General features: G+C 38.5%; 34 protein-coding genes. 13 read left to right on the top strand and 21 right to left on the bottom strand.

Going from position 1 to position 24,724, the window contains the following annotated elements:
* Positions 1-12 precede the first annotated feature (12 nt).
* Entirely contained in the window at positions 13-624 is a 612-nt protein-coding gene (locus tag LCL91_RS16380; RefSeq protein ID WP_224883890.1) for a helix-hairpin-helix domain-containing protein, read from the bottom strand.
* A gap of 101 nt (positions 625-725) precedes the next feature.
* Between LCL91_RS16380 and comER the strand changes: the two genes are divergently transcribed.
* Positions 726-1,562 carry a late competence protein ComER gene (gene comER, locus LCL91_RS16375; RefSeq protein ID WP_224883887.1) on the top strand — a complete coding sequence of 279 codons (837 nt, stop codon included), beginning with the start codon at positions 726-728 and terminating at the stop codon, positions 1,560-1,562.
* Positions 1,563-1,650: 88 nt separating this feature from the next.
* Here comER and LCL91_RS16370 read toward each other — a convergent pair whose 3' ends face one another.
* Genes LCL91_RS16370 through LCL91_RS16335 form a run of 8 tightly spaced genes read right to left on the bottom strand, consistent with a single transcriptional unit; the run spans position 1,651 to position 6,665 of the window.
* A complete protein-coding gene (locus tag LCL91_RS16370; protein ID WP_224883885.1) occupies positions 1,651-2,379 on the bottom strand; it encodes a class I SAM-dependent DNA methyltransferase in 729 nt (242 codons plus the stop codon).
* Position 2,380: 1 nt separating this feature from the next.
* The gene (rsfS, locus tag LCL91_RS16365) at positions 2,381-2,734 is read right to left on the bottom strand and encodes a ribosome silencing factor (protein ID WP_098444318.1); all 354 of its coding nucleotides are present in this window, start codon (positions 2,732-2,734) and stop codon (positions 2,381-2,383) included.
* 20 nt (positions 2,735-2,754) lie between these two features.
* Positions 2,755-3,321: a bis(5'-nucleosyl)-tetraphosphatase (symmetrical) YqeK gene (gene yqeK / locus LCL91_RS16360; RefSeq protein WP_224883883.1), complete on the bottom strand. Its 567-nt coding sequence runs from the start codon at positions 3,319-3,321 to the stop codon at positions 2,755-2,757.
* Entirely contained in the window at positions 3,308-3,898 is a 591-nt protein-coding gene (locus tag LCL91_RS16355; protein ID WP_224883881.1) for a nicotinate-nucleotide adenylyltransferase, read from the bottom strand. The genes yqeK and LCL91_RS16355 overlap by 14 nt, the downstream gene beginning before the upstream one ends.
* Complete coding sequence (yhbY, locus tag LCL91_RS16350) at positions 3,898-4,188, bottom strand: ribosome assembly RNA-binding protein YhbY (protein ID WP_098444321.1); 291 nt, start codon at positions 4,186-4,188, stop codon at positions 3,898-3,900. The genes LCL91_RS16355 and yhbY overlap by 1 nt, the downstream gene beginning before the upstream one ends.
* The gene (gene aroE / locus LCL91_RS16345) at positions 4,182-5,027 is read right to left on the bottom strand and encodes a shikimate dehydrogenase (RefSeq protein WP_224883879.1); all 846 of its coding nucleotides are present in this window, start codon (positions 5,025-5,027) and stop codon (positions 4,182-4,184) included. The genes yhbY and aroE overlap by 7 nt, the downstream gene beginning before the upstream one ends.
* 10 nt (positions 5,028-5,037) lie before the next feature.
* Positions 5,038-6,147, bottom strand: a complete 1,110-nt coding sequence (yqeH, locus tag LCL91_RS16340; protein WP_224883877.1) for a ribosome biogenesis GTPase YqeH — start codon at positions 6,145-6,147, stop codon at positions 5,038-5,040.
* Positions 6,148-6,149: 2 nt separating this feature from the next.
* Positions 6,150-6,665 (bottom strand): YqeG family HAD IIIA-type phosphatase, encoded by a 516-nt coding sequence (locus LCL91_RS16335; protein WP_224883875.1) that lies wholly within the window; start codon positions 6,663-6,665, stop codon positions 6,150-6,152.
* A gap of 354 nt (positions 6,666-7,019) precedes the next feature.
* Here LCL91_RS16335 and LCL91_RS16330 point away from each other — a divergent pair, with 354 nt between their 5' ends.
* Complete coding sequence (locus LCL91_RS16330) at positions 7,020-7,163, top strand: sporulation histidine kinase inhibitor Sda (protein WP_098444325.1); 144 nt, start codon at positions 7,020-7,022, stop codon at positions 7,161-7,163.
* A 41-nt stretch (positions 7,164-7,204) separates the two neighbouring features.
* Here LCL91_RS16330 and LCL91_RS16325 read toward each other — a convergent pair whose 3' ends face one another.
* Complete coding sequence (locus LCL91_RS16325; protein WP_224883873.1) at positions 7,205-7,663, bottom strand: hypothetical protein; 459 nt, start codon at positions 7,661-7,663, stop codon at positions 7,205-7,207.
* A 178-nt stretch (positions 7,664-7,841) separates the two neighbouring features.
* Here LCL91_RS16325 and LCL91_RS16320 point away from each other — a divergent pair, with 178 nt between their 5' ends.
* From LCL91_RS16320 to mnhG, 6 genes are read left to right on the top strand one after another with little or no spacing between them, the layout of a single operon-like run.
* Positions 7,842-10,184, top strand: a complete 2,343-nt coding sequence (locus LCL91_RS16320; protein WP_224883871.1) for a Na+/H+ antiporter subunit A — start codon at positions 7,842-7,844, stop codon at positions 10,182-10,184.
* Entirely contained in the window at positions 10,184-10,522 is a 339-nt protein-coding gene (locus LCL91_RS16315; protein ID WP_098444328.1) for a Na(+)/H(+) antiporter subunit C, read from the top strand. Before LCL91_RS16320 ends, LCL91_RS16315 begins: the two co-directional genes overlap by 1 nt.
* Positions 10,515-11,996 carry a Na+/H+ antiporter subunit D gene (locus LCL91_RS16310; RefSeq protein ID WP_224883869.1) on the top strand — a complete coding sequence of 494 codons (1,482 nt, stop codon included), beginning with the start codon at positions 10,515-10,517 and terminating at the stop codon, positions 11,994-11,996. The genes LCL91_RS16315 and LCL91_RS16310 overlap by 8 nt, the downstream gene beginning before the upstream one ends.
* Before the next feature lie 5 nt (positions 11,997-12,001).
* A complete protein-coding gene (locus LCL91_RS16305; protein ID WP_098444330.1) occupies positions 12,002-12,478 on the top strand; it encodes a Na+/H+ antiporter subunit E in 477 nt (158 codons plus the stop codon).
* Positions 12,475-12,765 carry a Na(+)/H(+) antiporter subunit F1 gene (locus LCL91_RS16300; RefSeq protein ID WP_098444331.1) on the top strand — a complete coding sequence of 97 codons (291 nt, stop codon included), beginning with the start codon at positions 12,475-12,477 and terminating at the stop codon, positions 12,763-12,765. Before LCL91_RS16305 ends, LCL91_RS16300 begins: the two co-directional genes overlap by 4 nt.
* The gene (mnhG, locus tag LCL91_RS16295) at positions 12,737-13,102 is read left to right on the top strand and encodes a monovalent cation/H(+) antiporter subunit G (protein WP_165996827.1); all 366 of its coding nucleotides are present in this window, start codon (positions 12,737-12,739) and stop codon (positions 13,100-13,102) included. The genes LCL91_RS16300 and mnhG overlap by 29 nt, the downstream gene beginning before the upstream one ends.
* Positions 13,103-13,142: 40 nt before the next feature.
* Here the strand turns inward: mnhG and LCL91_RS16290 are convergent, their stop codons facing one another.
* A complete protein-coding gene (locus LCL91_RS16290; RefSeq protein ID WP_168212300.1) occupies positions 13,143-13,298 on the bottom strand; it encodes a hypothetical protein in 156 nt (51 codons plus the stop codon).
* A gap of 187 nt (positions 13,299-13,485) precedes the next feature.
* Here LCL91_RS16290 and yfkAB point away from each other — a divergent pair, with 187 nt between their 5' ends.
* Together yfkAB and LCL91_RS16280 are read left to right on the top strand one after the other, a co-directional pair.
* Entirely contained in the window at positions 13,486-14,604 is a 1,119-nt protein-coding gene (gene yfkAB, locus LCL91_RS16285) for a radical SAM/CxCxxxxC motif protein YfkAB (RefSeq protein ID WP_224883867.1), read from the top strand.
* 114 nt (positions 14,605-14,718) lie between these two features.
* Complete coding sequence (locus LCL91_RS16280; protein WP_224883865.1) at positions 14,719-15,465, top strand: GDSL-type esterase/lipase family protein; 747 nt, start codon at positions 14,719-14,721, stop codon at positions 15,463-15,465.
* Positions 15,466-15,940: 475 nt separating this feature from the next.
* On the opposite strand, the gene sigK is transcribed toward LCL91_RS16280, so the two are convergent.
* The 3 genes from sigK to LCL91_RS16265 all read right to left on the bottom strand — a co-directional run bounded on the left by sigK (position 15,941) and on the right by LCL91_RS16265 (position 17,429).
* The gene (sigK, locus tag LCL91_RS16275; protein WP_159783352.1) at positions 15,941-16,648 is read right to left on the bottom strand and encodes an RNA polymerase sporulation sigma factor SigK; all 708 of its coding nucleotides are present in this window, start codon (positions 16,646-16,648) and stop codon (positions 15,941-15,943) included.
* 127 nt (positions 16,649-16,775) lie between these two features.
* A complete protein-coding gene (locus LCL91_RS16270; RefSeq protein ID WP_179886251.1) occupies positions 16,776-16,934 on the bottom strand; it encodes a hypothetical protein in 159 nt (52 codons plus the stop codon).
* Positions 16,935-16,988: 54 nt separating this feature from the next.
* Positions 16,989-17,429: an Rrf2 family transcriptional regulator gene (locus LCL91_RS16265; protein ID WP_224883863.1), complete on the bottom strand. Its 441-nt coding sequence runs from the start codon at positions 17,427-17,429 to the stop codon at positions 16,989-16,991.
* Between the two features lie 196 nt (positions 17,430-17,625).
* On the opposite strand from LCL91_RS16265, the gene hmpA reads away from it, so the two are divergent.
* Entirely contained in the window at positions 17,626-18,840 is a 1,215-nt protein-coding gene (gene hmpA / locus LCL91_RS16260; RefSeq protein ID WP_224883861.1) for an NO-inducible flavohemoprotein, read from the top strand.
* A gap of 43 nt (positions 18,841-18,883) precedes the next feature.
* Here hmpA and LCL91_RS16255 read toward each other — a convergent pair whose 3' ends face one another.
* The 6 genes from LCL91_RS16255 to LCL91_RS16235 all read right to left on the bottom strand — a co-directional run bounded on the left by LCL91_RS16255 (position 18,884) and on the right by LCL91_RS16235 (position 21,558).
* Positions 18,884-19,366 (bottom strand): hypothetical protein, encoded by a 483-nt coding sequence (locus LCL91_RS16255; protein WP_224883859.1) that lies wholly within the window; start codon positions 19,364-19,366, stop codon positions 18,884-18,886.
* Positions 19,367-19,427: 61 nt separating this feature from the next.
* Positions 19,428-19,877: a hypothetical protein gene (locus LCL91_RS16250; RefSeq protein WP_224883857.1), complete on the bottom strand. Its 450-nt coding sequence runs from the start codon at positions 19,875-19,877 to the stop codon at positions 19,428-19,430.
* Between the two features lie 90 nt (positions 19,878-19,967).
* On the bottom strand, positions 19,968-20,780 hold the full coding sequence (gene nadE, locus LCL91_RS16245) for an ammonia-dependent NAD(+) synthetase (RefSeq protein WP_224884018.1): 813 nt from the start codon (positions 20,778-20,780) through the stop codon (positions 19,968-19,970).
* Positions 20,781-20,983: 203 nt separating this feature from the next.
* On the bottom strand, positions 20,984-21,127 hold the full coding sequence (locus tag LCL91_RS16240) for a hypothetical protein (RefSeq protein ID WP_224883855.1): 144 nt from the start codon (positions 21,125-21,127) through the stop codon (positions 20,984-20,986).
* A 122-nt stretch (positions 21,128-21,249) separates the two neighbouring features.
* Positions 21,250-21,384 (bottom strand): hypothetical protein, encoded by a 135-nt coding sequence (locus LCL91_RS22075; protein WP_255640069.1) that lies wholly within the window; start codon positions 21,382-21,384, stop codon positions 21,250-21,252.
* A gap of 27 nt (positions 21,385-21,411) precedes the next feature.
* A complete protein-coding gene (locus LCL91_RS16235; RefSeq protein ID WP_224883852.1) occupies positions 21,412-21,558 on the bottom strand; it encodes a hypothetical protein in 147 nt (48 codons plus the stop codon).
* A 508-nt stretch (positions 21,559-22,066) separates the two neighbouring features.
* Between LCL91_RS16235 and LCL91_RS16230 the strand changes: the two genes are divergently transcribed.
* Both LCL91_RS16230 and LCL91_RS16225 read left to right on the top strand, forming a co-directional pair.
* Positions 22,067-23,608, top strand: a complete 1,542-nt coding sequence (locus tag LCL91_RS16230) for a hypothetical protein (protein ID WP_224883851.1) — start codon at positions 22,067-22,069, stop codon at positions 23,606-23,608.
* Positions 23,605-24,294 carry an OmpA/MotB family protein gene (locus tag LCL91_RS16225; protein WP_098444341.1) on the top strand — a complete coding sequence of 230 codons (690 nt, stop codon included), beginning with the start codon at positions 23,605-23,607 and terminating at the stop codon, positions 24,292-24,294. Before LCL91_RS16230 ends, LCL91_RS16225 begins: the two co-directional genes overlap by 4 nt.
* An 84-nt stretch (positions 24,295-24,378) precedes the next feature.
* On the opposite strand, the gene LCL91_RS16220 is transcribed toward LCL91_RS16225, so the two are convergent.
* A complete protein-coding gene (locus LCL91_RS16220; protein WP_098444342.1) occupies positions 24,379-24,609 on the bottom strand; it encodes a YrhC family protein in 231 nt (76 codons plus the stop codon).
* Between the last annotated feature and the right edge of the window lie 115 nt (positions 24,610-24,724).

Genomic DNA, 24,724 nt, shown 5'->3' with positions numbered 1-24,724 from the left:
CTAGTCAATGACTCATTGAACGGTTATTAGGTCCTTTAACTTCTCATACGTTTTTTCTCCTATTCCACTAATATTTTGTAAGTCCTCACTAGCACTGAAAGGACCATTTTCTTCTCGATATTGAATAATCGCTTCTGCTTTTGCTGGCCCAATCCCAGGAAGTTCTTGAAGCTCAATAAGATCGGCCGTATTGATGGAAACAAGTCCTGACTCGGCAGTCACACTTCCAGCAGTCACTGTGGTTTCTCCTTTTAAAGGAACGTAAATCATCATCTCATCAATCACTTTGGTAGCGAGGTTCAGCTGAGCTTGATCTGCTTCTTCAAGAAACCCACCAGCTTTCTCAATAACATCTTTCACACGCCCATTCGCACTAACTTCATATACACCCGGTGCGACCACGGCCCCCTTTACATCTACGAGCACAATCGTTACCTCATTTTCTTGAGTAGGCAGAGGAACTTCTTTGTCTTCTCCCCCCTCCTCTACTTCTTCTTCAAACACAAACTGCGCTTCCTCACCTTTAGGTAAATCGAAATAAAAGAATACAGCCATTCCAACTGCTAGCAAAATGATACTAAGAAGAACTTTCTCCCTTGTATTAAACGCTTTCAGATACTTCATTGGGCATTCATACCTTTCGAATGTTTCTTGTTCTTAAACATATAATGAGACTTTCTTACATATGTTGTAGGAGAAATGAGTATGGAAGGAGGGGGAGTTTATTGAAAATCGGTGTCATAGGTACCGGCAATATGGGGACGATTCTTGTATCTTCCTTTATTGATTCTTGCGCCGTAATACCTTCCCATCTCACAATTGTAAATCGTTCAAGTGAAAAGGCTTCGAAACTTAAACAGCAATATCCTTCACTCAATGTTGTCAAAAGTGCAGATGAAGTGGTTAAAAAGTCTGATATGATCTTTATTTGTGTCAAACCTCATGAGTATTTTCCGCTATTCAAAAAGATACGGTCTAATTTAAAACCACAGCAGTTAATCGTTTCCATCACAAGCCCAATTAAAGTAAGTGAGATTGAATCATTCGTTACTTGTGACGTAGCTAGAGCCATTCCAAGTATTACGAACAGAGCTCTTAGTGGCGCATCACTTGTTACGTTCGGAAGTCGTTGTTCTGAAGCAAACAAAGTAAAGCTGCTTTATCTGATGTCACAAATTTCTACCCCTATTGAAACAGACGAGGATATCACAAGGGTTTCTTCTGATATTGTAAGTTGTGGCCCAGCTTTTCTAAGTTATTTGATTCAACAATTTATTGAAGGAGCAGTGACAGAAACAAACATATCAAATGAGCAAGCTACGATCCTTGCCACAGAAATGCTCATTGGTATGGGGAAGCTACTTGAAAAAGATTATTTTTCTTTAGAAACTTTACAGCGAAAGGTAACCGTCAAAGGTGGCGTTACAGGAGAGGGATTAAAGGTTCTTGAAGCAGAAACCGGAGAGATGTTTCATCATTTGATTCAGAGCACTCATAGAAAGTTTAAGGAAGATCGCGAAGGAATTAAAGTGCAATTTAAGGAAGAGTCGAAGCAGAAATAGCGAGGTGTATAAGTGAATTCGCTACGAAAAGAAAAATCCCTTCAATAAAAGATAAAAAGAGTGATTTCAATCGAAATCACTCTTTTTACTATTTAACAGCTCTAAAAAATAAACGCTCGGATGACGGGGTTGGTTCTAAATTTGTAAAATCAGATGTCACTGAAATATTTTCAAAGCCTACTTCTCTTAGCCAGGCTAGATATTCATCGATTGCAAACGTTCTTTGGTAATGAATTTCATCAAACCGTTCATAAAGTCCTTCTTCATTTTCAACAAAGAAGCTAAGCTCATGCTCAACAGCGCCTTCTTCTGCTCCAGCAAAACTATTCCATATATAAGATATATCATCTTCACTACTTGCAAAGGTGTTATCAACAAAAAGGCTTTGTACTTTATAAAGAGAGTGAACATCAAATAATAATACACCACCCTGTTTCAGGTGCTGATATACGTTTGATAAGGTTGCTTTCACACCTTCTCTGTCTGTCACATAGTTCAACGAATCACAAAAAATTGTAACAACATCATACAATTCACCCGTCTCAAGCTCTCGCATATCCTGCAGTAGAAACTTGATTGGAAGCTTTTCACGAATAGCTTTATCCTGAGCTACAGAGAGCATATGCTCAGAAAGGTCCACAGCTGTAACATCAAAACCAACTTGAGCAAGATTAATGGAACATTCTCCTGTTCCTGAGCCCAGATCGAGAACTTTTCCAGTTGCTACTTCCTTTTTAACAAGATCCACCCATTCACCATATGGAGCTTCTTCCATTAAACGATCGTAAACATAAGAAAAGCGTTCATATGAGTGCATATTACGCTAGAATTTCCTCAAGTGGTAAATGTGGCGCATCTCCCCAAAGCTTCTCAAGATTATAATAATGGCGTTCATCTTTATGAAAAATATGAACAATAACGCTGCCTAAGTCAACAAGAACCCAGCGTGCCTGATCATAACCTTCCAGTCTTTTTATATCCATCCCTTGTTCTAATGCCTGATCTTTAATTTCTTTAGCGATTGCTTGAACTTGTTTTTCTGAATTACCGTGACATATTAAAAAGTAGTCCGCAATTAATGAAACTCCATTCATATTAAGTGCAACGATATCTTCTGCTCTTTTATCGTCAGCTGCTTTGGCAGCAAGGCTAATCATTTGCTTCTCATTCATTTAGTTTCCTCCATTTCTTCTCAGGTGTTGAACGACTTTACAATGCTGTTATATGTTAAGAATGTCGCCGGATAAATAGGCTGATTCTTTTTCATTAAAAACTGCACAGTATTCCTGAGAGACAACGCAATAGCTTGATCAAGATCTTTTTGGACAACTTCTCTAACCTCATCTACACCAGGAAATGATCTGCCCGGTTCAATGTAATCAGCAATAAACACACACTTCTCCATTAACGTCATATTAGGACGTCCAGAAGTATGGTATTTGATTGCGTTTAGAATCTCTTCGTCATTGATGCCAATCTCATAGCGCACTAAATAAGCTCCGACTGGAGCGTGCCAGAGTTCGGATGAGTACTCGAGCAAATCTTCATTAAACGATTGATCAATAATAATTTGACGCATTTCTTCTTTAGGTCGAAACTTGGCATAGTCATGAAAAATAGCTGCTATTTCGGTCCTTTGTGGATCTGCCCCATATTTTTCAGCAAGATCAACCGCAGTATCCGTTACCCCAATCGTATGAACATAGCGATGTTCTGTTAAATGAGGCTTAACAAGCTTTAACGCTTCAGTTCGATTCATATAATCCCTCCTCTGCAATAAAAGTTCGGACGGATTCGGGAAGTAAATATCTTCCACTCTTTTTGTCATGTAAATTTCTTCTTAATTCACTTGATGAGACATCAATTTGTGGAACATCTATGAGCGAAACATGGTACTGTTCTTTATCCGGATGATAACCCGGCCGATTAACCCCAATGAACTTAATCATACGAGACAATTCATCTATTCGATGCCAGTTCGGTAAATCCTCAATCATGTCTCCACCAATAATAAAATAAAAATCGATATCCGGATAATTTTCTTTCAATATTTCAATGGTATCAATCGTATATGAGCGATCATTACGTTCAAACTCAATTAAAGACAGCTTAAAATGAGGATTTCCATCAATCGCTAACTGAGTCATCTTCATCCTTTGATGATTATCAGTAATAGCACTTCCGTTTTTATGTGGGGGACGATGGCTCGGCATAAACCAGATTTCATCAAGTTTACATGTCTCGAGTACTCCCTGTGCAATCGTTAAATGTCCAAGATGAGGGGGGTCAAATGTCCCTCCAAGTAAGCCGACTCTCAACTTTTTTGCTTCAGTCATTATGGAAGAATAATTTCTTTATTCTCTTCTGATTCTTTATACAGCACAATCATATTTCCAATAATTTGAACAAGTTCCGCTCCAGTTTCAGTGGACAATTGCTCTCCTACACTATTACGATCTTCTTCACAATTTTGAAGGATGCTTACTTTAATAAGCTCTCTAGCCTCTAAAGCTTCCTCAATTTGCTTCGTCATATTTTCATTAACGCCACCTTTTCCTACTTGAAAAATAGGATTGAGACGATTTGCTTTTGCGCGTAAAAAACGTTTTTGTTTACCTGTTAACATGAATATCCTCCTAACTCTTTTAAAACCGCATTTCTCATTCTTTCTCGATCGGGCGTTTCCCCTGTCCATTTTTCAAAAGCTAGAGCCCCCTGCTCAACAAACATAGAAATTCCATTATCTGTGATAGCGCCTTTTTGTTTTGAAAGTCGCATCCATTTCGTTTCAAGTGGATTATATATAAGATCACTTACCACTGTTCCCTTATTCAAATCCTCTACTGATAAAGGCATCCGATCAAGATGTGGGCTCATCCCTATTGATGTTGTGTTAATAATAATATCAAAGTGAGATAGCATCATTTCTGCTTCTTGCAGTGTTGTGGCATTTGCTGTTGTATAGGCGTGACATACACTTGTTAGATTTTCCGCCTTCTCAAGGGTACGGTTTGCGATCGTTAAGGAAAGCACACCAGCCCTAGAAATACTAACAGCTACGGCTCGTGCGGCCCCACCTGCTCCAATCACGAGGACTCTTTTGTTCTTAAGATCCTTTACTTTCATTAAAGTAAGTAAAGAGAGTAAGTAACCTTTTCCATCTGTGTTTGTGCCAATATATTTACCATCACGCTTGTAAACTGTATTAACAGCACCGATATCAAGGGCTTCTTGCTCCACCTCATCTAGTAATGGGATAATGGCGACTTTATGAGGAATGGTCACGTTGAATCCCTGAATATCAAGCATCTTCATAGCCTCTACGCCATCCTCTAACTGTTCAGGGGAAAGATCAAATGCTTGGTAGTGATGTGACAAACCAAGCGCTTTAAATTCACCATTATGCATAAGTGGTGACATCGAGTGTCCAACAGGATGACCAATAAGTCCATATAGTTTCCCCATTACCTGCCTCCTAAATTAGTGATTTTCTGATTGAGACGCCGACGCCTTCAGGAGCATAGGCTTTAACAGTTGTACCTTTTCCAGACACGGTAACCCATCCAAGTCCTGAAAAAACAATATCCATTTTTTCTTCTTTTATTCGAAGCTCATGTCCAATTAAAGAAGGAAGCTCTTTTTTCGTTTGATCACCAGGTGGATACAGAAGTTCTCCAAGGTGGTCTCGGTAGAGCTCATCAGCTTTCTCAATCTTCGTACGGTGAATATAGAGATCGTTCGACACATGACAAATAAAGGACTGCCTTCCACCTTCCACAAAGTCAAGACGTGAAAGTCCTCCAAAGAAAAGGGTCTGCCCTTCATTTAATTGGAATACCTTTGGTTTTATCTCTTTTTTAGGGCTAATTAACTTTAATTCTTCAGCATTTACGAAATGAGCCATCTGATGATGATTAATAATTCCTGGAGTGTCATATAAGGTATTGCCATCATCAAGTGGGATATCAATCAAATCAAGCGTAGTCCCTGGGAACTGACTTGTTGTGATCATTTGTTCTTCATCGCCACCAAACTCGTGGATTAGTCGGTTTACAAATGTTGATTTTCCTACGTTCGTACAGCCAATAATATAAACGTCTCTTCCATCCCTTAAACGATCAATTTCAGCAGCAACGTCCATTACACCATCGCCTTTATCTGCACTCATTAACATCACATCTGCTGGCTTTAGTCCATTTTCTTTTGAACTTGTTTGCATCCATTTCACTAACTTTGCTCTGTTCACAGATTTAGGCAGAAGGTCCACCTTGTTTCCAACTAGTAATACGGGATTTCCACCCGCGAATCTTTGAATACCTGGTAACCAGCTCCCGTTAAAATCAAAAATATCAACAATTTTGACAATAAGAGCATCCGTCTGACTAATTTCATTTAGAATCTTTAAGAAATCATCATCGGTCAACGAAACGTCTTGAATTTCATTATAATGCTTCAAACGAAAACAGCGCTGACAGATAATCACATCACGTTTAAGCGCAGAAGGCGGCGCATAGCCTAATGCGTTTTTATCCTCTGTTTGAATGTTTATGCCACATCCAGCACAAATGATTTGTTCATTTTCCAAACCTATTCCTCCCAATTTATCTTCCCTTTACGCTTCATATAAGCAAGGAACACACTTTCCATTCTTCTATTAAATTTCGTAAAGAACCCATCCGTTTTAGCTACAGGAACGACTAGAATGGTATGAAGTCCCATTCGATTTCCTCCAACTACATCTGTAAAGATCTGATCTCCGATGACAACAGTATCTTCGGCTTTCAGCTTCATATCATTTAAAGCTTTACGGAATGCCTTTGTCATTGGCTTCCTAGCTTCATATATAAAGGGCACCTCCGCAGGGGAAGCGAATTTCTCCACTCTTGTCTTATTGTTATTTGAAACGATGGTAACGAGAATACCTTCGTCACTCATTTGTTGAAACCATTTTAATAATTCAGGCGTAGCATCTGCTCGATCCCACTCAACAAGAGTGTTATCAAGATCAGTGATAATACCTTTTACACCACGTTCTTTTAGTAGCTCCGGGCTTATTTGAAAGATGTCTTGCACATGTTCATTTGGCAAAAATTTATTTAGCAAATTGCAACACTCCTAGTATTAGTGACACCCCTATTGTATCAATATTTTCATTACGCACAACTATTAACTTATAAACGAATCTAACGAAAAAAAACAAATGATATCAAAATTTTTCGACAAATAGCGTCATTTCCAAAAAATGTGGATAACATTATTAACATATATAAACCATTAAGCCATTGAAAATAAGTAAGATATAAACACTATACCCACAAATTATCCACTTTTAACTGTGGATAACGGAACGGTTGTTCTATGAATCTTTCCATGGTAAGCTAACTGCAAATAAAAGATCCACATACAAACTATGCGGAATAATCGGAGGATAGAACCTTATTTTGGAGGTGCGTAATCATGGAAAAGTTATCGGATGACTTGTTGATTGAATCCTTTTATAAGGCAAAGGAACTTAAACTTAGTAGTGAATTTATTCACCTTATTCAACGTGAAATACAAAGACGCAGGCTCGATAAACAAGTTTCTATGCTTGGGGTATAACATTCGCCAACCTTGATCTCATACCAGGGTTGGCCTTTTGTTTATTTTCCTTCAAAATAACTTCCCCACGTGGCTTCCCACTCTTCATTGCTAACTTCGTTTTCTTGTTTCATCCTCTTAGCGCTTCTATAATGATTAGGTTCTGTTAAAAAGACAGCTGCTACCCCTTCTGACTTTAATAAATCATGATACTTAGATAATAAAGAATCAACATCTCTTCGCTTATATGCAAACGGTTTTAATGCTACAACCGTTTGATTGTCACGAGAAAGAATAATAACATCATTTATGGCTGACTCGTCTTTCAACATGCTTTGAATCGTTTCGATCGAACTGTTCGGACTATGATCTTTCATTAACGCTGCTCCAAGTGGTTCAACTTCAATTGCTCTAAAATACTCTCGTGGTGCGTACGGTGATTGATCCTCACTTTTATATACACTTTGACAGGCAGTTAATAAAATCACGATGGGAAAAAGAATAGAAATGGATTTTATCATGTGTATCCTCCTTTCGCAAATAGAATCGGCGTTGTTTGGAAAACTTATACGGGAAAGTTGCATTTTCAAACATGAAAAGTTGATAAATGTGTCGGTTTTTGATTACAATTGAGTTATTGCAATATGAGTTCATTTGAACTTTTATCATATTGAGCATTAGTGGGGAGGTTTTTGTAGAATGCTTCATGCAGCTGTCTTGCTACCTTTTCTGGCAGCGTTTTTCATCCCGTTGCTTTATCGGGGCGTGAAACAAGTCCATTTAGGATGGTTTGTTCTTTTAGTTCCGATTCTTCTATTCGGGTATTTTCTTACGTTTATACAGGGAGTTATGCAGGGTGTACATACACTAAAAACGTTTGAGTGGATTCCATCACTTGGAGTGAACGTTACATTCTATATCGATGGTCTTGGCCTGTTTTTCGCGCTTTTGATCACTGGAATTGGATCTCTTGTCGTTCTATATTCCATCTATTATTTAAGTAAAGCCGAAAAACTTGGCCATTTTTATGTTTATCTCCTATTGTTTATGGGAGCTATGCTTGGGGTTGTGTTATCGGATAATTTATTTGTTCTTTACACATTCTGGGAACTAACAAGCATTTCGTCATTTTTACTTATCGGCTACTGGTATCAAAGAGAAAAATCGACTTCTGGTGCCCTCAAGTCCATGATGATTACTGTATTCGGTGGTCTTGCGATGCTTGGTGGTTTTATATTAATGGCCGACATTACAGGAACTGCAAGCATTCGAGGGATTATTGAGAATGGGGAAATGATTGTTAACTCAACTCTCTTTCCATTTATCCTTATTCTTGTACTTCTTGGAGCCTTTACAAAATCGGCTCAATTCCCATTTCATACGTGGTTGCCTGATGCTATGGAAGCACCAACGCCAGTTAGTGCCTTTCTTCATTCAGCTACGATGGTTAAAGCAGGTATCTATCTAGTCGCTAGATTAAGTCTTATCTTCGCTGGAACAGACCTTTTCTTTTTAATTGTCAGTGGTTTTGGTTTACTCACACTATGCTGGGGATCCTATATGGCAGTTACACAAACCGACTTGAAAGCGATACTTGCCTATTCTACGATCAGTCAACTTGGAATGATCATGGCGATGTTAGGCTTTGGTACAGAACTAGCTATTCTTGCTGCTGTATTCCACATTTTAAACCATGCGACATTTAAAGGGAGTCTCTTTATGGTTGCGGGTATTATTGATCATGAAACAGGAACGCGGGATATTAGAAAGCTCGGCGGACTATTTACATTCATGCCGATTACGGCCACATTAGCCTTCTTTGGTACGTTCTCTATGGCCGGATTTCCGCTACCATTTTTAAACGGCTTCCTAAGTAAAGAAATGTTTTTCGATTCATCACTTCATTTTGAAAATGCTTCTACAATTGTTGAGGCTGTTTCACCTTTCTTCCCATATTTTGCTGTTGGTGGAAGTATCTTTACATTCGTCTATTCCATCATGCTATTCTTCCGTACGTTTACCGGGAAACAGAGGGAAACATTACCGAAACAGCCGCACGAAGCACCAATTGGCATGCTTATTTCACCTATAGTACTTGTTTTACTTGTCATTATTATTGCGTTTATCCCGGATGCCTTTGGCCATGCACTTCTATCGCCAATGGTCGATGCCATTAATGGCTCAGTCGGGGAGACACATATTAAATTTTGGCATGGGTTCGGACCGGCCCTTTATATGAGCCTAGCCGTTCTCATTCTAGGTTCTGCTTTGTACCTTACGCGAGAAAAATGGCAGCATGTTTACAAGGCGTTACCAGGTAAATTATCTGCTGCAAAAGCTTACGATAGTCTCATAAACGGACTGATCAACGGCTCAAGAAAATTAACAAATGTTTATATGACTGGTTCTCTTCGTCATTACATGATTTATATTTTCGTCTTTTTCATTGCCTTAGTAGGGATTACAATGAGCGTAACTGGCGGTTTTCAAATTAATTTTGATGACCTGGCACCAATCGCTATACCTGAAGTAATGATTGCGATTGTAATGGCGGGTGCTGCCATCGCTACGATTTTCATGAAAAATCGCATTGCAGCCATTTTAGTTCTTGGAATTGTTGGATATGGACTATCTCTTCTCTTCGTCTTTTTCCGGGCACCGGATCTCGCACTAACACAGCTTATTGTTGAGACGGTTACTGTTGCTCTGTTTTTACTTTGTTTTTATCACCTACCTAACTTTGATAAAAAGAAAGAATCCAAAAGCACAAATGCCGTTAACTGGGTTATTTCGATTTCAGTCGGTGTTCTTGTCACAATGGTAGGTATCGCTTCTCATAGCACAAAGCTTTTTGAACCGATCTCCGACTATTTCCTAAAGAACTCTTATAAATTAGGCGGAGGAGATAACGTGGTTAACGTGATTCTTGTTGACTTCCGTGGATTGGATACGATGCTTGAAATCCTTGTGCTTGGACTAGCCGCTCTTGGTATTTATACAATGATCAAACTTCGTCCAGGTAAGAAGGAGGGAAATGATTAATGGAAATCATCATGTCTGTGCTTGCAGGAATTCTTTTCACTGCAGGGGTTTATATGATTTTGCAGAAACAAATTCTTAAAATCATTATCGGTACGGCACTGTTGTCTCATGGGGCTCACTTATTTATTATTACGATGGGAAAGTTGAATCGTGGGAAACCACCAATTCTATCTGAGGGAGTAACGAGCTACGCTGATCCGCTCCCCCAGGCCCTGATTTTAACTTCCATTGTTATTAGCTTTGGTGTGACTTCATTTCTTCTTGTGCTAGCGTATCGGACGTACCAAACGAATGGTACCGATAATATGGAGAAATTGAGGGGTAATGACCATGAGTAACCTAGCTATACTTCCAATTTTATTGCCGCTCTTAACAGGAATCATTCTTGTATTCTTGAATAAGCGGTTACCGCTTGTAAGATTGATCACCCGCATCATGGTTCTAGTAAATCTTGCAGTTGTTTCAATTATTGCTTTTAACGTTATTCAAAATGGAACGATTGTGCTAAAAGCAGGTGATTGGACAGTGCCTTATGGCATTGTTCTCGTCGCTGATCCACTTGCTATGCTACTCGTTGTTACAGCGAATATCATCTCGGTTGCATGTGCTTTCTATGCATTTAAATCACTAGATGAACAGCGTGAGCGGTACTACTTTTATCCGCTCTTTCAGCTTCTAATCGCAGGGGTAAGTGGAGCCTTTTTAACAGGAGACTTGTTTAACTTATTCGTATTTTTTGAAGTTCTCTTAATTGCTTCATACGGGTTAATTGTTCTTGGAGGCACGAAAGAACAATTCAGAGAGTCATTTAAATACATTATTATCAACTTGTTCTCTTCAATGCTCTTTGTTACAACCGTATCTTTTCTTTATGCAGTTGTTGGAACAGTAAATATGGCTCAATTGGCAGAACGTGTAGGAGAAGTCCAACAAGATGGTGTCTTAACAACCATTGCTATACTCCTCCTTATTGTATTTGCAACAAAGGGAGCACTTTTCCCGCTATATTTCTGGCTACCTAAGTCTTACACTGTTCCACCAACCGTTATTTCAGCATTATTTGGTGCACTCCTTACGAAAGTTGGAGTCTACTCGATTCTTAGAGTTTTCTCATTGATTTTCGTCTATAACCTTTCTGTAACGCACCAGGTTTTACTGATCATGGCAGGTTTCACACTTGTATTTGGCGTGATAGGAGCGTTGTCAACGAATAATGTACAACTTATTATCGCCTACAATATCATCCCAGCAGTTGGCTATATGATTCTAGGCATTGGCGTCTTCTCAGCTACTGCACTCGCAGGAACTGTTTATTATCTCCTACATGATATGATCATTAAAGCGGCGCTCTTCTTCCTTGTAGGTGCTATGGTGGCTTATGCTGGCACTTCAGATTTAAGAAAGATGGGTGGCATTATTAAAAACCAACCACTACTTGGATGGCTCTTTTTCATTGGTGCACTCGCACTTGCAGGGTTACCGCCATTTAGTGGATTTATCGGTAAGCTTTTGATTCTAAGAGGAGCGTTTGAAGAAGGTCATTATGTACTTGGCGTAATTGGCTTAGTGACAAGTCTCTTAATTCTCCTATCTGTTATTCGCATCTTTATTAATGGTTTCTGGGGCGAGCCTAAATCGGAATACGTACAAAATGAAAATTCTATTAAAGGTAAGATCTTGCCAGCTGCGTTTCTATTAGTGTTCACCGTATTCCTTGGACTAGGTGCAGAGTTTATTTACCCTACTGTCCAAACTATTGCAGATCAAATGATTGATCCGGCAAACTATATTGATTCCGTCATGAAGGAGTAGATGGCATGCCAATTCAAATTATCATTAATCTCATAATTGCCGTTCTCTGGATGTTTCTATTTGAAAGCTACTCTTTTAGTACATTTTTTATCGGTTATTTATTTGGGATTGGGCTGCTCCTCTTAATGGAGCGTTTTATTCCAGATCGATTTTATTTCTATCGTCTCTGGGCAATTATTAAATTGTTGTTCTTGTTTATTAAAGAATTGTTAATGGCTAATGTACAAGTCGTTAAGCTCGTCTACAGTCCTAAGCTTAAAATGGAACCAGGTATTATTGAAGTTCCTATTGACGTTCGCACAAACTGGGAAATAACAATGCTTGCGAATCTAATCACATTAACTCCCGGTACGCTAACGGTATCAGTTGCACCTGACAATATGCACATTTACATTCATGCGATGGATGCTCCTGATGCTGATGAAGTCATTAAGGAAATTAAAGGAACGTTTGAGAAAGCGATTATGGAGGTGACAAGATGACTTCTCTTTTATCTACCGTATCAACGATCTGTATCGTCATCATTGCGATCTCCACTTTGTTTTTACTTTATCGAGCCATAAAAGGACCCTCAAATCCTGACCGGGCAGTTGCACTAGATACAATCGGCATTAATTTAATGGCAATAGCTGGTATTCTAGCGATTAAACTAGAAACAGAATATTTCAATGATATTATTCTTCTCATTGGAATCCTTGCTTTTATAGGGACAGTAGCTATTGCTAAATTTTTGGAAAAGGGTGTTATCATTGAAAGAAGTCGTGATTAGCATTTTTATGCTTATCGGTACGTTTTTCCTTTTTTCTGGAGCGCTAGGAATTTTTCGACTTCCTGACGTATACACTCGTCTACACGCTGCTTCAAAAAGTGCTACGCTAGGAGTAGCTGGAATTCTTATCGCCGCTTTCCTTTACTTCATCTTCGAAGAACAAATGGTGAGTGGTAAGCTCATTCTCGGGATTATCTTTATTCTTATGACAGCACCGGTTTCTGGGCATATGATTTCAAGAGCTGCCTATCAAAAAGGAGTCCCTCTATGGGATAAAACAACGAGAGACGATCTTGATAAAGCGCAACAAAAAAAAGCAAGCACGAACAAGGGTTAATCCCTATCGTGCTTGCTTTTTCACATTTGCAAAACGTTTATTATCGATAATTTGCGTAATAATAGTACCCGCCGCCAATCACAAGCAATAAAACAAGCAGTACAACAATTAACGCAAAGTACCCTCCTCCATAGCCTGGATATGGATATGGGTATGGAGGATAGGGATATCCACAGCCAGGATAGCCGTAACTCATACGCCCCCTCCTTTTCTCCCTTAGACATTCTTCTGGTAGATAGTATAGTCTATGAAAGGTTCGAATAGAATGTATGGACATTGGCGGAGTTTTCTAAATTCATCACTACCGCTGTTCATCCGTTTCTTAATGCTCTACAATTAGGAGGGGTATGAAGCCTTGCAATTACTAAAAGGGGTCGATATCAATGACAACATCAATGAAAACAATAACACCCACATATGACCCATGGGAAGCTTATATGGATGTTGAAGAATACGGAAGTATGATACTTTCTAATATTGAACTAACGACAACGACACTATGCAATATGCGTTGTGAGCACTGTGCAGTTGGTTATACTCTTCAACCCAAAGATCCTGATCCGCTTCCACTGGACCTTTTGACTGGTAGACTAGACGAGGTGGAAAAACTTCGTGCACTAAGCATTACAGGTGGCGAGCCGATGCTATCTATGAAATCAGTGAAACAATATGTAGCGCCACTACTTAAATATGCCCATGACCGAGGGGCACGCACACAAATAAACTCCAACCTAACGCTTGATCGAAAGCGATACGATCTTATTCTACCTTATTTGGATGTTTTACATATTTCTCATAACTATGGAAGTATTGAAGATTTTACTGACATTGGTTTTGCAGTAATGGATCGCAAACCTTCGATCGCTCAACGAGAGGCCTATTTTCATCGCATGGTTGAAAACGCAAAAGATTTAACTTCTAAAGGAGTAATTGTTTCAGCCGAGACGATGATTAATCGCAGAACAATTCCGAATATCGTTAGCATTCATAAACAAATTGCAGAGATGGGTTGTCAGAGACATGAGATTCATCCAATGTACCCTTCTGATTTTGCTTCTGATTTAGACATTGCTTCATTGGATGAAATTCGAGAAGGAATACACCGTCTATTAGATAACCGAGATCCCAACGTCTGGCTGCTATTTGGAACACTGCCATTCTACCCGTGTAGTTCAAATCCAGAAGATCTCAAACTTCTAGAAAGATTATATGCTGAGCCAAACGTAACAGTTAGAAATGATCCAGATGGTCGCTCAAGGTTAAACTTAAACATATTTGACGGGGACATCATCGTCACTGATTTTGGTGACACTCCTCCACTTGGGAATATTAAAGACACAAATTTAAACGACGCTTATCAAAAATGGCAAGATAGTAAAGTTGCTAAAAGCATAAGCTGCCACTGTCCAGCCGTGAAATGTCTAGGTCCTAACCTTCTTGTTAAAGATGCCTATTACAAGAACATCGACTTTTTACAAAGAGAGACAAATCTTTCTCTTTAAACCTCCAATTTCGGGGGTTTTTTTACTCATTTTTGTATCTAATCACAATTTCAGCTTTCACTTCGTTGAAGATAGGGTATAATACCTATCGTAATCAATAGGAGTGTGATACTTGTGAGGAAAAAAGTATGGATTCTGGTATTAGTTGCCGGTTCTCTAGCTATTTTACTAGCACTGGCTGAAAATCAAACGGATTTTCTTAGAACCAATGCAAACGAAATGCCCGAGAACGATTCAGAGTCCAAGAAGAAAAATATTACGTACTATACCAAATATTATCAAACGAAAAAGAGCATATATGACTCTTATACTCACAAAGACAGTGAGACAATTTTCCTTGGTGATAGCTTGACTGATTATTATGAATGGGGAGAAGCTCTCAGTGACCACGAGGTATTAAATCGAGGCATTGCTGGTGATACAACCACTGGAGTACTTAACCGAATCGATGAGGTTGTAAAAGCGAAACCTGATCGGGTGTATTTATTAATTGGAATTAACGATATGATTGCAGGTCAGCCTATTAATAAAATTGAGACAAACTATAAGCAGATTCTTGATATTCTGAAGACGCGATCTCCTAATACAAAGGTGTACGTTCAAAGTTTGTTCCCCGTTAACACGGCATTAACTGGTCATCCTCTTAATAACGCCACCATTCGTGATTTAAACAAGCGTTTAGAAGACCTCTCAAATCTGTATAATTATCAATATATCGATATTTATCCAGAACTAGTCGAATTTGGGCAGTTGAATAAAGATTTTACGTTCGATGGTCTTCATCTTAATGGAGAAGGTTATCGCATTTGGACTCGAAAAATTCTTGCTACGTACAATACAAATGAAGGTACTGAAAAGTAAATCACTACAATTCAGTGATCCGTTATTGCTTTTTCGCTTTTGTGTGTTAAACTACAATAGACCAACCTTAAAATGCTTCGGAGGGAAACCTTCGGAGTTCTTTTTTTACTCCTCACTGCTTTTTACTTTGGAAATCTTTAAAAGAGTTTACCGCTAGAATTTGTTCAACCTTAAATGTTCGAATATCCCCTCTTAAGTAACAATACCCAATGATCTCTTGTTCATATACATTGAGTATCCTAACAATTCTCTTAGTAATCTTGTTTTGACCAGATACATAGATCATTTCTATTTTCTTATGATGTCTTAAGTGTTTTTTTATATCCTTATACATGAGACACTCTCCTATACATTTATTCTTATTATATGACGAACAAACGTTCCTAATCACTACATTGCATCGATTGATATTCTTCTTTTTTTTCATTTGGGAGTTAGGCTGAGTAAATTAAAAAAACCCTGCCTTTTAGCAGGGTTACGCGCCACTTTCTTTTCGATTTCGATAAAACTCATGAAACAATTTCATTAGCGCTCTTTTTTCAATTCTAGAAACATAACTTCGAGAAATACCAAGCTGCCTCGCAATTTCCCGCTGTGTTAATTCTTTTTCAAGGTTTAAACCAAACCGTCCCACAATGACTTCCTTCTCTCGATCATCTAGAATATGAATGTATTCATAGATCTTCTTTTTCTCCATATTAAGTTGAATTAACTCTACAATATCTTCCGTTTCTGCTTTTAAAACGTCAATAAGTGAAATTTCATTCCCTTCCTTATCCTGACCGATTGGATCATGTAGAGACACATCTTTTTTTGTCTTTTTTAAAGCCCGTAAGTGCATGAGAATTTCGTTTTCAATACACCTTGCTGCATAGGTTGCTAGCTTTGTGCCTTTATCTGTTGAATAACTTTCAATTGCTTTGATTAAACCAATTGTACCGATCGAGATAAGATCTTCAGGATCCTCGCCAGTATTTTCGAACTTTTTCACAATATGGGCCACGAGACGGAGGTTGTGTTCGATGAGCCGATTTCTTGCATCTTCATCTCCTTCAGCCATTAATTCTAAATACTTTCTTTCATCTTTTCTAGAAAGTGGCTGGGGAAAGGCATTGTTTTTCACAAATGAGACAAAGAAAAGAACTTCCTTACAAACGTAAGCAAGTGCTGCCAGTAAGGACACATACTCACCTCCCATTGATGGGCTGTTACTATATCTTAAGCTTATGTAATTGCCTACCACCACGTGTCTGTCCTTCTGGAATTTTAAATCAAAAAAATAAGACGCCTCTCTGAAAGGAAACGTCTCATCACTCATCATGATTTCTCTTCTTTTCTTTTATCCATTTCTCAGACATAAACTCTTCCCTTAAATAGCGATGATGAGCTGAATACCGACCATATTTCATCCGTATAACTGCAAGAATCGCAACAATTCCTCCAACACCCGTTAGTTCAAACCATTCCATACACTGCCACACTCCTCATATGACAGTGTATTCATCTAAACAATGATTGCTACCTTATCGATTCGTCTCAAATAATTGTCTAAGCATCTCATCATTTACGATAAGATCTGCCAATTGATATTGATCTAAAACTTCAAAATATGCTGTCAGGGCCGAATGGAGAACGTGTTTTAGACGACATGCAGGACTGATTACACATGAATTGTTTTCTTTATCAAAGCACTCCACTAAATTAAAATCCTCTTCGGTACTTCTTACAACTTCTCCAACGTTGATGTCCTTAGGGAGTTGGGCCAATCTTAACCCTCCATTCCTCCCTCTTATTGTCTCAATATATCCTTTTCTTCCAAGCTCATGTGCGACTTTCATTAGATGATTCTTTGAGATTTGATAAGCATCTGCAATTTCTTGTATGCTTGCTAAGTTACTTTTTTTCATACTCCCAAGATATATAAGCATTCTTAAAGAGTAATCGGTATAATTTGTTAATCGCATGGTCATTCAACCTCTTTTCACTCCTATGTTCATAGGTCTATTTTATCATATCATTGAAAACTTAATGTTATGTAATGCTCTAGATAAGATGTGAACAATCTTTTAAAGATTCATTTTTGATATTGCTTTTGGGAGGGATAACCGGTACCATAAAGATATATTCAAAATACATCTTTAACGAAGTTGGAGGGTTTTTATGTTATCACCCAAAACAATAGCAACGATTAAATCGACTGTACCTGTTCTAGAAATTCACGGAACTGACATTACGAAACGCTTTTATAACATGCTCTTCACGAACCATCCTGAACTGTTAAATATTTTTAATCATGCTAATCAAAAACAAGGCAAGCAGCAGCAAGCTCTCGCAAACGCAGTTTATGCTGCAGCAAAAAACATTGATCAATTAGAAGCGATTCTACCCGTTGTAAAACAGGTTGCCCATAAGCATAGAAGCCTAGGGGTTCAACCAGAGCATTATCCAATCGTAGGAGAATATTTATTGAAAGCCATTAAAGATGTTTTAAAAGATGATGCTACAGAAGAAATTCTTCAAGCATGGGAAGAAGCATACGGGGTGATTGCTAATGTGTTTATTGAAGTAGAAGAAGAAATGTACAAAGATGCTGCAAAACAGCCTGGTGGTTGGGAACAGGAGCGCATTTTTGTTGTCGATCGTAAGGAAATGGAAAGTGACGTTATCACATCGTTTTACTTAAAGCCACTTGACGGAAAACCAATTGCATCTTTCAAATCCGGGCAATATATTAGTGTAAAAGTATCGATTCCAGATGATCAATATACTCATATTCGTCAATACAGTCTCTCAGACGTACCCGGAAAACCTTATTATAGAATTTCTGTCAAAAAAGAAGCCAACACCGCCAAGCCTGATGGCATCGTTTCCAACTATTTGCATGATCATGTCGGAGTAAACGATCAGCTTACCGTTACTGCTCCAGCAGGAGATTTTTATTTAGAAAAGTCAACAGCTCCAATTGTCCTATTGAGTGGTGGTGTAGGGATTACTCCTATGCTTAGCATGCTAAAGAGCAGCGCGCTTCAACATAGAAAAACAACATTTATTCATGCAGCACTTAACGGAAATGTTCATGCTTTTCACCGTGAAGTTCTCTCTCTTGAACACCCTTCTCTAGATTATTTCGTCTGTTACGAAGCGCCGACAGAAAACGATGCTCATAAAAAGAGCTATGATAAAGAAGGATTTATCACAAGCGACTGGTTAAAAGACATCTTGTCACTTGACGTAGACACTCAGTATTATTTCTGCGGACCTCTTCCATTTATGAAAGCTATTAAAGTTGCGTTAACAAACCTCGGTGTAGAAGAAAAGAATATGCATTTTGAATTTTTTGGCCCTGCTGTTGCGCTTGAACCCGCTATGTCATAAGTAACCCTATGAAAGAGTAAAGAAGCGCCTTGATGGCGCTTCTTTACATAGAAATAATAACTTTTTGATTCCTCTCTTTAATAAAAGAACTAATTTCTTCCCAATCTTTTTCGAATGGAAGATAAGGCACAAAAATTGGTTTTTCCATGTTTCCATTAATAATGGCAACGACGGGCGAGCCATTAACTTTGCCAAACATTACTTTTTTCATAGAAGAAAAAGCAACACTTCGACAACTTAATCCAAGTAGTTTATGTTCAATACGATACTCAGTTAATTCGATTCGCTGTGTTCGAATACAAAAGCTAAGAAAGATACAAAACAACACATAAATTAAGCCGATCAGCATGAAGGTTCGCCAGCGTTCAAATGATAAATCACCTTTGACCCACAATAAAAAGGTACCAAAGCAAACGACAATGCCGTAGACGAGAAACATGAACAGTTCAATCGCTCTCACTTTCGGATAATACGTTTTGATTACCTTCACGATCGTCACACCTTTACATAAGATGGCTAAAATCATAGTTTTTCACCTATAGTAACAAGGTGGAACGATTTTGTATATCCTTTCTAAAAAGTCTTTTCTACTGAATGATTTCTCTCTCCCTGTAAAGATCCATTGATTGATTCCTCACAGGAACAAGAATATGAGACAACTCTGGAATCAGTTTCATTGCAAATTTCCAGGCATTGTCTTCTATGATGATCGACAACTGCCTCTTCTTGTTTACACATCGTGTACTTGACCTCTGTTTCGCTAACAGGACCAGACTTTTGTCAGCTGCGTGACCAAGTTCGTGCGCCACTATCACGGTAAAATAGTCATTCAAATGGTCATCAGAACCGAATAGAAGAATACATTGTTTCCTTACCTCTTCCATATAAATCGTGATCATATTCGTTTCTAACGAATACTTCCCCCCTATTAATCGTTCACCAGGAAAATAGTCTGTTAGTTGAATTGGTACATTCATGCTAGCCTGTTCCTGTAGCCTGCGTACGATTGAATGAAGTACTCCAGAATCGTCTTTCATATGCGAAACTCCTTTGTGATGTAAATCGAACGTTTCATCTATTCATACGCAAAAAAAAGAGACCTTATTCAGGTCCCTCTCTTACTAATCTTATTTCCACCAATTATCAAAAATGGTTGCTGCCATATTGCGCTTATGTTTTGTTTTGCTAAAATGATTTTCGATGGTTCTTGCTGCTTCTTCAGGTACTTCTCTTCCTTCAAGATAATCATCAATATGATTATAACTTACTCCAAGTGCTTCTTCATCTGGAAGAGAAGGTCGATCATCTTCAAGATCAGCTGTTGGCACTTTTTCTACAAGATGATCTGGCATCCCAATGTCTTCCAAGATAGATCTACCCTGTCGCTTATTTAAACCGAAAAGTGGAGTAATGTCGCATGCCCCATCCCCATGCTTTGTATAAAAGCCTGTCACAGCTTCTGCAGCATGGTCGGTTCCAATGACAAGCTTTTTCTCGTCTCCGGCAATATTGTATTGCGCAATCATGCGTTCTCTTGCTTTATTATTGCCTTTTGTAAAGTCAGTTAAGTTATTGCCCGTTGCTTCTAGATAACTTGAAACAGATGCATCAACAGCAGGCTTTACGTTGATGGTAACCGTTTGATCCGGTTTAATAAATTTTAAAGCAGCCTGCGCGTCATCTTCATCTTTCTGTTCACCGTAGGGCAATCTGACGGCAATAAAGGAAGCATCGATTCCTTCTTCCCGTAGTTCTTCAACAGCCATCTGAGCAAACTTTCCTGCAAGTGATGAATCCTGTCCACCTGAAATCCCCAGGACGAACCCTGTTGTTCCGCTTTTCTTTAAATATTCTTTTAAAAACCCTACTCGCTTCGTCACTTCTTCTTTTACATCAATTGTTGGCTGCACACCAAGTTCTTGAATGATTTCTTTTTGCATTTCTCTCATTCTCAATCACTCCTTTTTTAAGACCACATCATATATTTTTATACATTAAGCGCTAGTATTCAATACCCCTTCCTATTCTTTTAAAAACTGTTTCCCCATATGTATTCTTCTATTGTAAATCGAAAGAATAGATTTGATTCAGTTCTGAGAAAGATATTCAAAATAAAAGGCAGGATTACCCCTGCCTTTAATTATTAATGGTGGATATAGAAGCTTTGCTTGTATTGATTAGCATCAATTAATTCCCGTCTTCTTTTATGGTTTAACTCTTGATCAAGCGTTTGCCGATAACGATTGATCGTGACAGTAATTGTGACAAATACTAAGTTTAAAGTCAATCCACTCCACTCCCTTCTTCTTTATTCGTTTCAGGTTAACCCTTTCTCTACAGTGATCCATTTTTGAATTGCGCATTTTTTTAAGGCGATCCTCATTTTACTCTTCCTTTCATAACTTAATGTTAGAAAATCTTGAACTGTTTTTCGTGAACCTGATTCATTTTGCTTTTGACTCGCAAATCATTTTTTTCTTTCTCCAACGTTCGCTCATGAACGCGAATACCAATTGTTACAAATACTAAATTTATCGTTAACATGATCATTTCTCCTTATTTTGTATTGAATTAGGACAACCACATTGAAGCTCGATCTCGTTTAGATTCAGCTTCTGAGATGCGTTCAGGAATGGAGCGCTGATGAAGTTCAGATGAGAGACTTCGGTCAAAAACGCTTTTCATTTTTGTTATGATCATTAGATGGAATGGCAACATGTTAACGACCTCCTTTCGGTTCAGTTATTTCAGGGGACCCATTTTCTTCTTTTCTCTTGCACATTAAACATCACGTTTCCTTTAATAACCAATGTGATTCCTCCTCTCAAAATTTGGACACAAAAAGCCGCAGGGCATGAGCCTGCGGCTAAAAAAGCATAGAAATACCGCAGGCGTCGACCTGCGGCTTTTCAATCCGTTAGTAAAAAAGGATTGCCCTTAAAGAGGCGCTGGTCGAACAGATCGTTCATATTGAGTTACAGTAGCTTTCACTTTCATCATCTTCATCATTCTGTTCGACCTCCTTTTTTCATAATTGTTTACAAAGGTAAGTATATCCACCACTTCCATTTTTGTAAACCTTTTTTACTAAATTACCTAAATATTTTATTAAAAAGAAAATTTTCGACAATCATCGTCGAAATTTACTTTGACGTCATCACCTCTGCAGAAAGCATGAAAGTTCTGTTAAAGAGGACATACATATGTATAAAGCGGAGGTGAACACATGCTGAACGTGACAACAATCGTCCTCTTTATCATTGGGTTCCTTGCTGTGTTTGGAGTAACAGCTACGATTCAAATTAGTATTCAAATGAAGAAATGGCTGAGAGATATTGAAAATGCAGAAGTTCAAAATGATGCAACGGCTTATACAGCACCATGGATTCAAAACGTAATTAAGGAATATAAATCCTACCATCTAGCAGGCGTTTCTCAAGTGAATACGCAAGCGCTTATTGAAAAACATTTTTTTAAAGAATCGGTTCCTCTGTTTGGTTTTGCTCGTGTTCCTGCTGGCGGCATGATGCGATTTATGCAACAGCTCCCACCGACCTCGATTATCATCGGGATATTAGGAACATTTATTGGGCTAACGCTTGCCATATCTTCCATGCAAGAAACGCTTATGTTTTTATCACAAAAACCAGAAGATGCCAATTTAAACCTAGCTTCTGTTATTGAAGCGATTTCTAGTCCATTTCAAGGTATGAGCGTTGCTTTTATTACGAGTATAGCTGGCATTGGGAATGCTCTTTTTTTAACGCTAATCCAAAATGGTGTATTAACGAATGGACGGACGACAGCCTATTATTTAGAGAAAATCATATCCGATTGCGAGTCATTTCTTGATCATAATTTGAATGCAAGCTTAACTCAGGAAAAACCTCATGATGAAATGGAGCGAATATTGGACCGCCTAGCGGGACGAATTCAAGAAAGCTTTCATGAAACGCTTGGAGATTTCTCAACGAACATGGTTAACTTTACATCTGGGCTTGAAAAGGCGATGCAAGACGTTCAAGCGACATTGTCAGCGCAGCGTGAATATACGGAACAGTTTTCAAATACCACAACGACATTAGAAGCATTCGGTTTGAAGCTTCAAGAGTCCTTTACACAACTAGACGGCGTTCAAGAAAAAGCCACGAACGGTATTATCGAACTTGGCAATCGATTAAAAAATCTTGAGAGTCAGCTTCAGTCTTTATCAAAGCATCATGAAGCAGGACAGCGTAAATTCGAGCAGCTCGTTCAACGTTCTGATCAATTAATTAAAGATACCCAGAAAAAATCCGAGGAGACAGGGCAGCATTATTTGAGAGGACTGGATGAACAAATGCAGCGTTTCCAGGGCTCTCAAGAAGAGCTTGAGCGGCGTGTTCATCAAATGCAGGACGAATGGTATTACCGCTACCAGGATAAGCAGAATCAATATGGGAGAGCATCTCAAGAATTTGCTGAATCAGTATCCCAACTTGAAAAAGCGTGGTATAGCTCTCTTGATAAAATTAAACGGGAAGCACTTGAGCCGATTATCCATCGAATGGAACGCGATCAGCGTGATCAGCCTCTTCAGCATGAAATGAGAGCCCTCTCAAACAGCATTGATTCTCTTTACCAGGCGCTGGCTCGTGAGCTTAAAGATATTCAACATCAGCTAGCAGAATCCCACCAACTACAGCTACGACTCTATGAAGAACAAATGCGTCGACAATCAATGGCCCAGCAGCATGTCCAATCTAGAATCATTGGTGACAATCGATGAAAAATCGAAAAAGACGCTTTCAAATTCAGGGTGATGAGGAACACTATTGGCCTAGTTTTGCAGATATGATGGCAATGATCGTTCTCGTCATGCTTTTTATTGCAATCATTGCCTTCGTTCAAATGATTTATGACGCTTATGATCAAACCGTAATGAAACAAGAACTAGCAAAAGTAGCGGATGTAAAAAAGCATATTAGTGATTTAATTGAAGAACAGTTAGAAGAAAATGTTGGAAAAGACAAAATTGTGCGTGGGCCAAATAATACGATTTCAGTTGAGGGAGATATTTTATTTGACACTGGAAGTGCCGAAATTAGTGAGGAAGGAAAACGAGTATTAAACGATTTAGCAGATGTTTTTGCAAATTTAATTGACGAAGAAGACATTAGTCAATATCTCTACATCATTTTAATTGAAGGACACACTGACAAAGTCCCTTACGATAACTGGAAACTTTCAGCTGATCGTTCTGTAGCTGTCGTTAAAGAACTAATGAAGGCGAACCCAAAGCTTAATTCACCTGAGTACGCAAAATATTTAGCCGCAACAGGTTACTCAGAATACAAACCGGTTGTCGAAGAAGACACGAATGAAGCATACGAGAAAAACAGACGTATCTCATTCCAAATTATTCTTGATGATGAGAAATGGCAGGGGCGGTTGAAAGAAATTATGACGTATTAAGCTCAATTACTCATCAAAGAATAATAAAAGCCGAATCCTATTATTTAAGGAATCGGCTTTTCATTGTTATATTTCATCTATTAGTTAGGAATTCATGTTTTGCTCATTTATTTTTTTCTGTATAGCGATAGCGCGAGAATAAAAGAAAATCGCAATCCCAACTAGTAAAAATCCTCCACCAGTCAGTATAAGAGCAGCGCCATCCGTCTTTCCTTGAACCGGGAGAAAAGAACCAATATATAAGAAAACACTAAGACTAAGCAATACAAACGCAAATCGCTTATAGTCTGTCATTTTGTCTTGAAGTTGCTTCATAGTGCTCACCTCTCTCGGCTTTTATTCTATCATAAAAAACCAAGGTACTAGAGATGTAACTCTTTCCAGTCGTCTAAAAGCCCTTACCCGGTGAATCGGATAAGGGCTTTCTACA

This window comes from Guptibacillus hwajinpoensis, assembly GCF_020171785.1.
Lineage (GTDB): Bacteria > Bacillota > Bacilli > Bacillales > Guptibacillaceae > Guptibacillus > Guptibacillus sedimenti.
This window is presented reverse-complemented; position numbering and strand designations above follow the sequence as displayed.

Bases quoted from the DNA above. Each gene is read 5' to 3' on its own strand.
- LCL91_RS16380 (WP_224883890.1), bottom strand. From the start codon at position 624: ATGAAGTATCTGAAAGCGTTTAATACAAGGGAGAAAGTTCTTCTTAGT.
- LCL91_RS16370 (WP_224883885.1), bottom strand. From the start codon at position 2,379: ATGCACTCATATGAACGCTTTTCTTATGTTTACGATCGTTTAATGGAA.
- rsfS (WP_098444318.1), bottom strand. From the start codon at position 2,734: ATGAATGAGAAGCAAATGATTAGCCTTGCTGCCAAAGCAGCTGACGAT.
- yqeK (WP_224883883.1), bottom strand. From the start codon at position 3,321: ATGAATCGAACTGAAGCGTTAAAGCTTGTTAAGCCTCATTTAACAGAA.
- LCL91_RS16355 (WP_224883881.1), bottom strand. From the start codon at position 3,898: ATGACTGAAGCAAAAAAGTTGAGAGTCGGCTTACTTGGAGGGACATTT.
- yhbY (WP_098444321.1), bottom strand. From the start codon at position 4,188: ATGTTAACAGGTAAACAAAAACGTTTTTTACGCGCAAAAGCAAATCGT.
- aroE (WP_224883879.1), bottom strand. From the start codon at position 5,027: ATGGGGAAACTATATGGACTTATTGGTCATCCTGTTGGACACTCGATG.
- LCL91_RS16330 (WP_098444325.1), top strand. From the start codon at position 7,020: ATGGAAAAGTTATCGGATGACTTGTTGATTGAATCCTTTTATAAGGCA.
- LCL91_RS16325 (WP_224883873.1), bottom strand. From the start codon at position 7,663: ATGATAAAATCCATTTCTATTCTTTTTCCCATCGTGATTTTATTAACT.
- LCL91_RS16320 (WP_224883871.1), top strand. From the start codon at position 7,842: ATGCTTCATGCAGCTGTCTTGCTACCTTTTCTGGCAGCGTTTTTCATC.
- LCL91_RS16315 (WP_098444328.1), top strand. From the start codon at position 10,184: ATGGAAATCATCATGTCTGTGCTTGCAGGAATTCTTTTCACTGCAGGG.
- LCL91_RS16310 (WP_224883869.1), top strand. From the start codon at position 10,515: ATGAGTAACCTAGCTATACTTCCAATTTTATTGCCGCTCTTAACAGGA.
- LCL91_RS16305 (WP_098444330.1), top strand. From the start codon at position 12,002: ATGCCAATTCAAATTATCATTAATCTCATAATTGCCGTTCTCTGGATG.
- LCL91_RS16300 (WP_098444331.1), top strand. From the start codon at position 12,475: ATGACTTCTCTTTTATCTACCGTATCAACGATCTGTATCGTCATCATT.
- LCL91_RS16290 (WP_168212300.1), bottom strand. From the start codon at position 13,298: ATGAGTTACGGCTATCCTGGCTGTGGATATCCCTATCCTCCATACCCA.
- yfkAB (WP_224883867.1), top strand. From the start codon at position 13,486: ATGACAACATCAATGAAAACAATAACACCCACATATGACCCATGGGAA.
- LCL91_RS16270 (WP_179886251.1), bottom strand. From the start codon at position 16,934: ATGGAATGGTTTGAACTAACGGGTGTTGGAGGAATTGTTGCGATTCTT.
- LCL91_RS16265 (WP_224883863.1), bottom strand. From the start codon at position 17,429: ATGCGATTAACAAATTATACCGATTACTCTTTAAGAATGCTTATATAT.
- hmpA (WP_224883861.1), top strand. From the start codon at position 17,626: ATGTTATCACCCAAAACAATAGCAACGATTAAATCGACTGTACCTGTT.
- LCL91_RS16255 (WP_224883859.1), bottom strand. From the start codon at position 19,366: ATGATTTTAGCCATCTTATGTAAAGGTGTGACGATCGTGAAGGTAATC.
- LCL91_RS16250 (WP_224883857.1), bottom strand. From the start codon at position 19,877: ATGAAAGACGATTCTGGAGTACTTCATTCAATCGTACGCAGGCTACAG.
- nadE (WP_224884018.1), bottom strand. From the start codon at position 20,780: ATGCAAAAAGAAATCATTCAAGAACTTGGTGTGCAGCCAACAATTGAT.
- LCL91_RS22075 (WP_255640069.1), bottom strand. From the start codon at position 21,384: ATGTTAACGATAAATTTAGTATTTGTAACAATTGGTATTCGCGTTCAT.
- LCL91_RS16235 (WP_224883852.1), bottom strand. From the start codon at position 21,558: ATGTTGCCATTCCATCTAATGATCATAACAAAAATGAAAAGCGTTTTT.
- LCL91_RS16230 (WP_224883851.1), top strand. From the start codon at position 22,067: ATGCTGAACGTGACAACAATCGTCCTCTTTATCATTGGGTTCCTTGCT.
- LCL91_RS16225 (WP_098444341.1), top strand. From the start codon at position 23,605: ATGAAAAATCGAAAAAGACGCTTTCAAATTCAGGGTGATGAGGAACAC.
- LCL91_RS16220 (WP_098444342.1), bottom strand. From the start codon at position 24,609: ATGAAGCAACTTCAAGACAAAATGACAGACTATAAGCGATTTGCGTTT.